The organism is Onishia taeanensis, assembly GCF_003268885.1.
Taxonomy (GTDB): domain Bacteria; phylum Pseudomonadota; class Gammaproteobacteria; order Pseudomonadales; family Halomonadaceae; genus Onishia; species Onishia taeanensis_A.
The window spans coordinates 1-9,897 of the sequence record NZ_QLSX01000015.1 but is presented as its reverse complement, the minus strand read 5'-3'; the positions used below and the strand labels follow the sequence as shown (position 1 = coordinate 9,897).

Below are 9,897 nucleotides of genomic sequence, written 5' to 3'. Positions count from 1 at the left end.
CTACATGTGGTCCTTCGACGGCAAGAAGTTCAGCGAAGTGACCGGCCCCATCCACTTCGAGAAGGATGAGCGGCTGCGCCTGATCCTGGTTAACGACACCATGATGGAACACCCCATTCACCTGCACGGCATGTGGATGGAGCTGGAGAACGGCGCCAGCGAGCTGATTCCCCGCAAGCACACCCTGAACGTCAAGCCCGGCGAACGGGTATCTGCCCTGATCACCGCCGATGCCGAGGGCAGCTGGGCCTTCCACTGTCACCTGCTCTATCACATGGATGCCGGCATGTTCCGGGTCGTCAAAGTCGCGTAAGGAATGTTCATGAAGTCCAAGACTGTCGTTATCGGTACCGGTTCTACCCTCGCCATACTGTTGGCCGCTGGCGCTCAGGCCAGCGATGGCTACGATGCCCCGGCGAACTGGCCATCGCCGATGGCCGAACACTCACGGGGCTCGATACTCGTCGATCGCTTGGAATATGCTTCCCCCGACAAGGGCGAGGATGCCCTGGTCTGGGATTTCCAGGCCTGGTACGGCGGCGATGTCAATCGAGTCTATCTAAAGGGGGAAGGCGAGAATGTCCAGGGTGACAATGAGGATGCGGAATTCGAAAATCTCGATCTGCTCTACAGCCGTCTGATCACCGATTTCTGGGAGCTCCAGGGCGGTATCGGCTATCAGGGTGGCATCGCTTCGAACGATCACCCCGAACGCTACTTCGGCGTCATCAATCTCCAGGGGCTCGTGCCTTATCGTTTCGAAACCGATCTCGACCTGAGGGTCAGCGAGGACGGCGATGTCTCGGCCAGCCTGGAAAGCGAATACGACCTGCGGATCACCCAGCGGACCTACCTGCAACCGCGCCTGGAAGTCGCAGCGGCAGCCGATGAGGTGCCGGAATTTGGCGTCGGTGAGGGCCTCAACTCGGTTCGCACCGGGCTTCGGTTGCGATATGAAATCACCCGAAAGTTCGCCCCCTATATCGGCGGCTACTGGGAAAAGTCCTATGGTGACACGGCTGACTTGGCCCGCGCCTCGGGGGATGCCACCGAAGATACCGGCGTCGTCGCCGGCGTGAGGATATGGTATTAACCTCATTTTGCATATCTCGATATTTCTTCTGCGCCACATATTAATGTGGCGTTTTTATCTATTTTTATCACATTTCAGTTTTTATTTTCATAATTACAACGTCAACCAATCAAGGAGGTGGACCATGAAACGTCAACTCATTTCCACGGTGCCGCGATGTTGCGCCTGGTCTCTGCCTCATCCTTCGCCATCACTGGCGATAAGCCAAGTGGTTCTGTGATCATTGAAAAAGGGGTGACCAACTCCCAGATCCTGAGCCCCGCCAAGCTCTATCAGGTCAATGTGGAGCAGGCCCAGATGATCCAGATCAGAAACGAACACCTTGCTAGGTTTTGTCCGAAAAGTCGGATTTGCTAATGTGACCGATGCCGCAACTGCATAGGTGACCGCATGGCAGGATGCTACGAGCTCTCCGATCAAAGCTGGGAGATGATTAAGGACATCGTCTCGCCCTCCCAACCGATGGGCCGCCCTCGCCGAGATGACCGCCAAGTGCTGAACGGGATCTTCTGGATCCTGTGCTCAGGCACCAAATGGCGCGATCTCCCAGAGCGGTATGGTCCCTGGAAGACCGTCTATGACCGCTTCCGGCAATGGCGAGACGATGGCACCTTCGAGGCTATCCTGAATCGACTCCACCTCAAGCTGCGTGAAGACGGGCTGATGGATCTGGACACATGGATGATTGACTCGACATCGGTCCGCGCCACCCGGGCCGCCTCAGGAGGCGGCAAAAAGGGGGGCAGCAAGACCCCCTTAGGCCATGCCCTTGGACGGAGTCGTGGCGGCCTTACGACCAAGATTCACATGGTTTGTGACCGGCAGGGTTGGCCGCTGACCTTCACCCTGCCACCGGGACAGGACTCAGATACACGGCACTTTATTCCCACCCTGGAGCGCGTTCAGCTGCCTGGCCCCTCCGGCAGGCCTCGCAAGCGTTGCCGCTTCATCGTGGCGGACAAGGGATATGACAGCGAACCGTTGCGTCGCTACTGCGACCGCCACCGGATGAAGCCGATCATTGCCAGACGCAAGATGCACCGAAAGCCACGGCCGGGGGCGTCCAGGGGATTTGACAAGCCGCGCTACCGGGAAAGGAACGTCATCGAGCGTTGCATCGGCTGGATCAAGGAACTACGCCGTGTCTGCACGCGCTATGACAAGCTCGCCAGCAGTTTCAAGGCGATGGTATGCCTGGCCTGCATAGACCGTTGTTTGCGCGCAGACTTTTTAGACAAAACCTAGTACCTGCACGCCGAACTCCACAAGTCGATCCTACTGGCCTTCGTCGCCGAGAACGAGGCTCGCCTGTCGGCGATGATCGCCGCCCAGAGTCATTTCGACGAGCGCCGCGAGACGCTGCTCGGCGACTACCATCGGGCACGCTGAGAGGCGATCACGAAGCGATCATCTCGCTGGTCGCCTCGCGGCTGTAAGTGATCGCTTCCCCGGCGCAACAAAAAGTCATTAAGCGTTCGTTAAGACAGCATCTCTATAGTGGCCGCTCTTTGCTTCCCTGAGAGGCCCTGTCATGTTCCTGCTCACCCGCCTACGCCGTCACACCGCCATGCGGCAGTTGGGCAAGCGCCTGGAAAAGCTTGCCAAAGCCTGGCTGTACCGCCGGCTCGCCGCATCGGCCGCCGGTGCCGCCGCGACCCCGGCGACCCTGGAGGACGTCCAGCGGGTCCTGCTGGTGCGCCCCAACTTTCGCATCGGCAACGCCCTGATAAGTGCCCGGCTGATCCACGCGCTGGCCGAAGGGCGCCCCGATCTCGAGATCGACTACCTGGCCACCGACACCACCGTCTCCCTGTTCGCGGGCATGCCACTGACCCACTGCCACGCTCTCGGCCGGGACATGCTCGTCCGTCCCTGGAAACTGGTCGCGCTGTGGCGCACGCTGCGCCGGCGACGCTATGACCTGGCCATCCAGGTGGCGGACACGTCCCTGACCGGCAGGCTCTGCCTGATGGCCGCCGGCGCCCGACGCACCATGGGCGCCGATTCGCGTCTGGCCGGCCTCTACGATCATGTCTACCGCGTTCCGCCCGGCCAGAGGCATGTCTATGACGTGGCCGCGGTCATCGCTCGCGCCTTGGGGCTGGATTGCGAGGCACGTCCCTGGATGACGGTCTCGGACGCCGAACAAGCCCGGGCGCGAGTCGGACTCCAGCAACTGGCCGACAAACCGTTCGATATTGGCGTGTTCGTGGGCGGCCACCTGAACAAACGCCTGCCGCTGTATTTCTGGCTGGCGCTATGCGATGCGCTCAACGATCGCGGCCTACGCTTCCTTCTGCTGATCGGCCCGGAAGAAGCCGCTATGCGGCCGGATCTGGAAGCCCGCAGCGGCGGTCATGGCTGTTTGGCCTCCACCATGCCGCTGCGCGACTTTGCCGCCACACTGACGCAGCTGCCGCGCCTGATCACGCCGGACACGGGCCCCATGCACATGGCGGCCGCGCTCGGGGTGCCGGTTACTGCCGTGCTCAACACTTCAATTTCTCGGAAATTCACACCCCGTGGCCGGGCCGATCAGGTATTGCTGTCGCCTTCCCCGGCGGAGATCGTGGCTGCGCTCGACTACGCGACGCTGTGCCTGTCCGCCTCCCATCACATCGCCTTCACCCACACACGCCACGATGCCGCCGAGCTGTCGCGAAAGGCGGTGCTTCCCTTCAATCCAGCGACATGAGCGTCGCGATAGAGTGAAGGGAGCGCGGCAATGTTCCCGTCTCCGGAGTCCCCCATGTCACCCGATATCGCCTTGCTGCATGCCATTAACGGCCTGGCCAGCCAGTTTCCCGCGCTCAACACCCTGATGATCGCCATCACACGCTTCGGCGTACTATTGATGGTGCTGGCCGTGGTGCCGCTGTGGTGGGCCCGCTCGCAGCGTGATCGGGAGCGTCACTTAGCAACCTCGGCAGGCCTGGCGTTTATCGGTGGGCTGATGCTCAACCAGCTGGTCCTGTTGTTCGTGCAACGCGCCCGCCCCTATACCGACGGCCTGTCACATCTGCTCATTGCGCCGAGTGCGGACCCATCGTTTCCTTCCGACCATGCCACCGCCGTCACCGCCATCGCGGCGACGTTCCTGCTGCAACGCCGTTTCCGCTCGGGCGGTGCTTTCGCGCTAGCCGGCCTTCTGGTGATGTTGTCGCGCGTCTACGTCGGCACCCACTACCCAAGCGACGTTCTCGGCGGTCTGGTGACGGGCTGTCTGGCGGCGCTGGTTGTCAGAGGTTTCTATACGCGCGAGTGCTGGCTGAACCGTCGTCTGGTGCGCCTGCTGTAAACCATCCCTCCAATTCCCCCCGGCCGGAGCCGCTACCCGATGCTGGAAACGCTCGTCACCGCTATCACGCACCTGTCGTCGCAGCACAGTGCCATCGCATATGCCATCGTGGCCCTATCCGCTATGGCAGAGGCGCTACCGGTTGCCGGCACCCTGGTGCCGGGCTCTGTGCTGATCGTCGGCATCAGCGCCCTGGTCAGCACCGGGGCATTGGGCACCGTGCCGCTGATACTCGCTGCACTGGCGGGGGCGATCGCCGGGGATGGCATCTCCTTTTGGCTCGGGTACCGCTACGAGTCACGCATTACCGGCATCTGGCCACTGAGCCGTTATCCGCAATGGGTGGCGCGGGCCGAGGCGTTCTTTCAACGTCACGGCGGCAAGGGCGTATTCCTGGCGCGCTTCGTGCAGGGGCCGCGCGCCTTCGTGCCGCTGGCAGCGGGCATGAGCGGCATGTCGCCGGTGCGCTTCTATAGCGTCAACATCGCCTCGGCGATCATATGGGCCACCACCCACGTACTGGCCGGGGTACTGCTCGGCGAGTCGCTCCATGTGGTCGCTCAGGTCGCCGGGCGCCTGGTGTTGCTGATGGTACTGGTGGCGCTCTTGGTCTGGGCCGTCGTCTGGCTGACCCGCCGCGTATTGCTGACATGGGGACTGGAGGCGGTGCAGGCTGGCGTGACCCACCTGGAGCACTGGTGTGCGCCGCAGACGACTACCGCGCAGCGCGGCGTAGCGCGTCTGCTGGCCACGGCCCGGGGCGAGGGGCTGATGCTGGCCATCGCCATCGCGGTGCTGATCGGCTGCTTATGGCTGTTTATGGGCATTCTCGAGGATCTGCTCACCGGCGATCCGCTGGTGCAGGCCAACCAAGCGGTCTTCCATGCCCTGCAGGCCCTGCGCACCCACTGGAGCGACACTCTGATGCTGGCGATCACCGAGCTGGGCGACGGTTTCGTGACCACCAGTCTCACCGTAACGGTCGCCGCCTGGCTGCTGATACGCCGGGCATGGCGCAGCACGCTTTACTGGCTGTCCGCGGTGGGAGGCGCGGCACTGTTCACGCCATTGATCAAGGCGCTAGTCCACTGGCCGCGTCCGACTGCCGGGCTCTATAGCGGCTGGGAGGCCTTCTCGTTCCCCAGCGGTCATGCCACCATCAACACGGTGCTTTACGGGTTCCTGGCCTATCTCATCGCCCGGGCCCTACCTGCCCGCCGACGCGGCTGGGTGGTCGGCGCTGCGGCACTGATAGTAGCTCTGATCGCCGTTTCGCGTCTCTATCTGGGCGCCCACTGGTTGGCAGACGTCAGCGCCGGTATCGCCATCGGTTTCGCCTGGGTGATCCTGCTGGCGATCAGCCACCAGCGGCGTCACGCGCCGCTCCGGGAGGCGCGTGGGCTGTTGATCGTGGTGCTGCTGACCCTGGCCGTGGCCTGGCCGTATCACCTTTATCAACAACTGTCCGCCGATCGCGCGCGCTACGTGCCTCACCCCACGGTTCAGCAACTGGCCTGGCAGGACTGGTCTCAGACTGCCTATCACCAGCTGCCGGACCATCGCACCGACCTGGGCGGAGAAGGCGAGGAGCCCATTGTCCTGCAATGGGCGGGGGATCTGGAGGGACTGCGACATCGCCTGAGCAAGGCCGGCTGGCAAGTCGATGTCCCCTGGACCCTGATCAACGCCCTGCATTGGCTGAGTCCCGATCATGCCGCCGCCGGCCTGCCGACGCTGCCGCGCCTCAACGGCGGTCAGCCCTCTGCTCTGCGTGCCACGCACCTGGTCGCCAGGCAGACGGGCCGCCGCCGGGTCCTGCATGTCTGGCCCACGGATTTCACCCTGACCGGCACCTGCCAGGCGTCACCTCAGCCGCTGTGGGTCGCCTCGCTCAGGATCCAGCAACGCCGCGACCTGTTCGGCTTGCTGGCGCTGGAGCGTGACGTTTCCGGCGTCACCGACACGCCGGACCTCCTGCAGCAGGCACTGCAGGCACCGGACGCGGCCACGCGCATTCTGACCCCGTCCGCCGACACATCGCTGCTGCTTGCCGCCCCCGCGAGTCTCGTGCCGCCATGTGGTAGCAACTGAAGACCTGATCGGTGCCCTCTACCCGTCGGCGGCCCGCTGGTTGGCCTTCTAGCGATCGACTATGCGCTGTCGCCCATCGCCCTGATGCTGCCTGAGGCCTGGTTAGCTGCCGTGGTGGTCATAGCCTTACAGCCCCTAGTCGAGCTATTCGGCATGGTGGCCTACCTGGCCTGGATTCCAGGCAAGTTGATCCCAGGGCCTTCTCGCTCATAGCTGTATCGCTCCACCCGTGGTCTGTGCCATTGCGTCCTATCTCGCGTCAGGTTCGTGCAAGCAGCTTTTCGCCGTCGGGACGCAACTCGCCCTTGGGCGAAATGTGTCGGTACAAGGTTTGCCGCGTGATACCGAGTTCCTGGCAGAGATCACTCACCTTGGTTTCAGGTTTCCCCATAGCCGCCATTGCCAGGCGCAGCTTGGCGGCTGTCATCTTGAACGGCCGACCACCCTTCCTGCCGTGTGCGCGGGTGGAGGCGAGCCCCGCCTGCGTCCGTTCAGAAATCTGTTCGCGCTTGGATGCAGATATGGCAGCAAAGATCCCGAACACCATCTTACCCGCTCGGGTCGTCGTGTCGATGGCAGCCCCATACCCGGTCAAGATCTTCAAGCCAATGCCGTGTCCGGTGAGTTAATGCACGGTATTGATCAGGTGCCGAAAGTCCCGACCGAGTCGATCGAGTTTCCATACCACCAACATGTCTTCCGACCGAAGTGCCTTGAGGCAAGTTCGTCAGTCCGGGGCGGTCTTCACGCTTGCCGGGGGCCTAGTGTTCATAAATGTGCGTCGGGTCGATACTCGCTTCTATCATCGCATCACGCTGTAGGTGGGTGGCTTGAGAACCATCTGCTTTCGACACCCGCATGTAGCCAATGAGCACATGATGACGGTAACCGCCACACAATGAGCCCATGACGCGCTACGAACGCTGATCCCGGCGTATTCATGAGGGCAGCCTGAAAACGAAGATAGCAGATGGTATTCTCTTGAGAAATCAGTGAGCTCCGCCAAGAACCTGATTCCCGAGGACCATCCGTTATAGGGAGAGCGTATCTCCCTGGATTCCGTCCTACAACGGGTCCATCTGCGTTGAGCTCGACGGCCATCGCACTACCAGCGACAGCGGCGCTATGCTGCTGCGTGAAGCCCTCGATAACAGCGACGTGACCGGGGCGCTGGAGGACAACCTGGTCGACGCGCGCCAACCGCTGCGTATCCGCCACTCGCTGGCCAGTCAGCTGCGCACCCTGATGTTGCAGCGTGCGATGGGATGGATCGACCTCAGCGATACCGACCCCCCCCCTCCGCTGGAAGGCACCAATGATCTACTGCTGCATGCCTTCTTCCTAGTCACCATCCTCAGCAAGTTCGACTGGCCACTGGAGAAAGTCCTGGCGCTCAACCGCAAACGCGACAGCGCCGAAGCGCGCATGGGCGAGGTGAAGTCGGCGTTGGATGTGCATCTCTTGTCGACCGATCGCGGCGCCTCCGAAGTTCAGGACGTCATGGCCCGCAACGATGTGAGCCTGCTGCTGAGCCTCTACGCTTACCAGGTTCTGCATGGGCTGAGGCGCCTGCTGGAGAACCGGGCGCTACAGGGTTAGAGCCTGACCCGTTAGGTGAGATTCCGGGAACGTGACCACGCACTCCGGGAAAGCACCCGAAATCGGTCACGATAAAACGGCATGGCCTGTCAAGATGGCGCAGAATACGCAGCCCGCGAGCTGAAAGCGTTGCTGTCTGGTTGGGCCTACGAGATATCGCTCTACTTATTTGTGGATTTCGATGCCGCCGGGTTTGAAATTGCCAAAGAATTCTGGGTATCCGGATTATCTGGTTGGTATGCGAGAGAGAAAGGTGGCCGACAAACTCAACCCACAACGGATTAGCTGGTTGATGGCTCGCTCAGTACGCTCACTTGCTAGAGAGCAGATACTTCACCAAACAGGCGATGCCCAGGACCAGCAGCAATAGTAGGGCAATTCCGATCACTGGCATTATCCAGCCCATCGCCCCCATCATCCCGCAATCGGGTAGTGTCGTGTTCATCGTGACAGGGCTCCCTGTGGTGTCCATGCCCAAAACCCGTGGTGCCGCCGCCCAGTGGCACCACGGTCGCGCTCATATCGTTCACCCGGCACAGCAGGACAACTGCGTCACATCCTTGGTGAAAGTCTGGGCACAGAGCTTGAGCCCTTCCACCATGGTCAGGTAGGGAAATAGCTCATTGGCGATGTCGTGTAAGGTCATGCGTGCGCGTAGCGCCATCACCGCCGTCTGGATCAGCTCACCGGCTTCCCCCGCCACCGCCTGCACCCCCAGCAACCGGCCCGAGTCGCGTTCGGCCACCAGCTTGATGAAACCACCGGTGTCGAAATTCACCAGCGCACGCGCCACGTTTTCCAGGTCCAGCTCGCGGGTATCGACGCTGAAGCCTTGCTCGATGGCCTCGGCTTCCGTCAGGCCGACGGTGGCCACCTGGGGGTCGGTGAAGATCACTGCCGGCATGGCGCTCAGGTCCAGGGTGGCTTCGCCCCCGGTCATGTTGACGGCAGCCCGGCTGCCCCCGGCGGCGGCGACATAGACGAACTCCGGCTGATCGGTGCAGTCACCGGCGGCATAGAGCCCCGGCACCGTGGTGTGCAGATGCTCATCGACCAGAATCGCCCCACGTGCGGTTTCCACGCCGAGGCTCGCCAGGTTCAGGGCCTCGGTATTGGGTGTCCGTCCGGTGGCCACCAGCAGTTGATCCGCCCGCAAGGTGCCGGCGTTGGTGTCGACAATGAATTCATTGTCGGTGTAGTCCACGCGGCCCGCCTGGGTCTGCTTGAGGACCTCGATGCCCTCGCGGCGAAACGCCGCCTCCACCGCATCCCCTACCGCCGGGTCTTCCTGGGACAGCAGGCGGCTGCGGGCCAGCACGGTGACCTGGCTGCCCAGCCGAGCGAAGGCCTGGGCCAGTTCCAGGGCGACCACTGAGGCCCCGATCACGATCAGCCGCTTGGGAAGGGTATCCAGTGCCAGCGCGCCGGTGGAGGTCAGGTAGGGAGTGTCGGCCAAGCCCGGCACCGGCGGTGCTGCCGGTCGGGCGCCGGTGCCGATGAAGGCGCGATCGAAGCGGACGGTCTGCTCGCCGCCCTCATTCAGCGTGACCGTCAGGCTATGGGCATCGACGAACCGCGCCTCCCCCTTCAGGACCGTGATGGCCGGGTGGTCGCGGAGTATGCCTTCATACTTGGCATCGCGCAGTTCCTCGACACGCCGCTGTTGCTGCTCGAGCAGCTTGGCCCGATCTACCACCGGCGCTTGGCTGCTCAGGCCGGCATCGAAGGGGCTTTCCGTGCGCCAGTTGGCGATATGGGCCGCGCGAATCATGATCTTGGAAGGTACACAGCCGGTGTTGATGCAGGTACCGCCGAG

At 62.6% G+C, this 9,897-nt stretch carries 9 protein-coding genes and 2 pseudogenes; 8 read left to right on the top strand and 3 right to left on the bottom strand.

The genetic code is table 11. The features are described 5' to 3' along the window. The 6 genes from BCL93_RS17380 to BCL93_RS15965 all read left to right on the top strand — a co-directional run. On the top strand, positions 1-313 hold a 313-nt coding region (locus tag BCL93_RS17380; protein WP_220086300.1), incomplete at its 5' end, for a multicopper oxidase domain-containing protein. A 9-nt stretch (positions 314-322) separates the two neighbouring features. Then, entirely contained in the window at positions 323-1,093 is a 771-nt protein-coding gene (locus tag BCL93_RS15990) for a copper resistance protein B (protein ID WP_112056280.1), read from the top strand. Between the two features lie 390 nt (positions 1,094-1,483). Beyond that, entirely contained in the window at positions 1,484-2,338 is an 855-nt protein-coding gene (locus BCL93_RS15980; protein ID WP_112056277.1) for an IS5 family transposase, read from the top strand. A gap of 286 nt (positions 2,339-2,624) precedes the next feature. Further along, positions 2,625-3,788 (top strand): glycosyltransferase family 9 protein, encoded by a 1,164-nt coding sequence (locus BCL93_RS15975; RefSeq protein WP_112056275.1) that lies wholly within the window; start codon positions 2,625-2,627, stop codon positions 3,786-3,788. A 54-nt stretch (positions 3,789-3,842) separates the two neighbouring features. Then, positions 3,843-4,391, top strand: coding sequence for a phosphatase PAP2 family protein (locus BCL93_RS15970; RefSeq protein WP_112056273.1), 549 nt, complete (start codon positions 3,843-3,845; stop codon positions 4,389-4,391). Positions 4,392-4,430: 39 nt separating this feature from the next. Next, the gene (locus tag BCL93_RS15965; RefSeq protein WP_112056271.1) at positions 4,431-6,482 is read left to right on the top strand and encodes a bifunctional DedA family/phosphatase PAP2 family protein; all 2,052 of its coding nucleotides are present in this window, start codon (positions 4,431-4,433) and stop codon (positions 6,480-6,482) included. Between the two features lie 259 nt (positions 6,483-6,741). On the opposite strand, the pseudogene BCL93_RS15960 reads toward BCL93_RS15965, so the two are convergent. Then, a pseudogene (locus BCL93_RS15960) lies at positions 6,742-7,194 on the bottom strand (recombinase family protein); the annotation flags it as partial. 276 nt (positions 7,195-7,470) lie between these two features. Here BCL93_RS15960 and BCL93_RS15955 point away from each other — a divergent pair. Together BCL93_RS15955 and BCL93_RS17180 are read left to right on the top strand one after the other, a co-directional pair. Beyond that, positions 7,471-8,078: pseudogene (locus BCL93_RS15955) on the top strand (transposase); the annotation flags it as partial. A gap of 84 nt (positions 8,079-8,162) precedes the next feature. Beyond that, positions 8,163-8,366 carry a hypothetical protein gene (locus tag BCL93_RS17180; RefSeq protein WP_146742507.1) on the top strand — a complete coding sequence of 68 codons (204 nt, stop codon included), beginning with the start codon at positions 8,163-8,165 and terminating at the stop codon, positions 8,364-8,366. Positions 8,367-8,391: 25 nt separating this feature from the next. Here BCL93_RS17180 and BCL93_RS17555 read toward each other — a convergent pair whose 3' ends face one another. After that, positions 8,392-8,526, bottom strand: coding sequence for a hypothetical protein (locus BCL93_RS17555; protein ID WP_008957399.1), 135 nt, complete (start codon positions 8,524-8,526; stop codon positions 8,392-8,394). 81 nt (positions 8,527-8,607) lie between these two features. Then, positions 8,608-9,897, bottom strand: a 1,290-nt coding sequence (gene merA / locus BCL93_RS15950; protein WP_112056269.1) for a mercury(II) reductase, incomplete at its 5' end; no start/stop codon positions are given.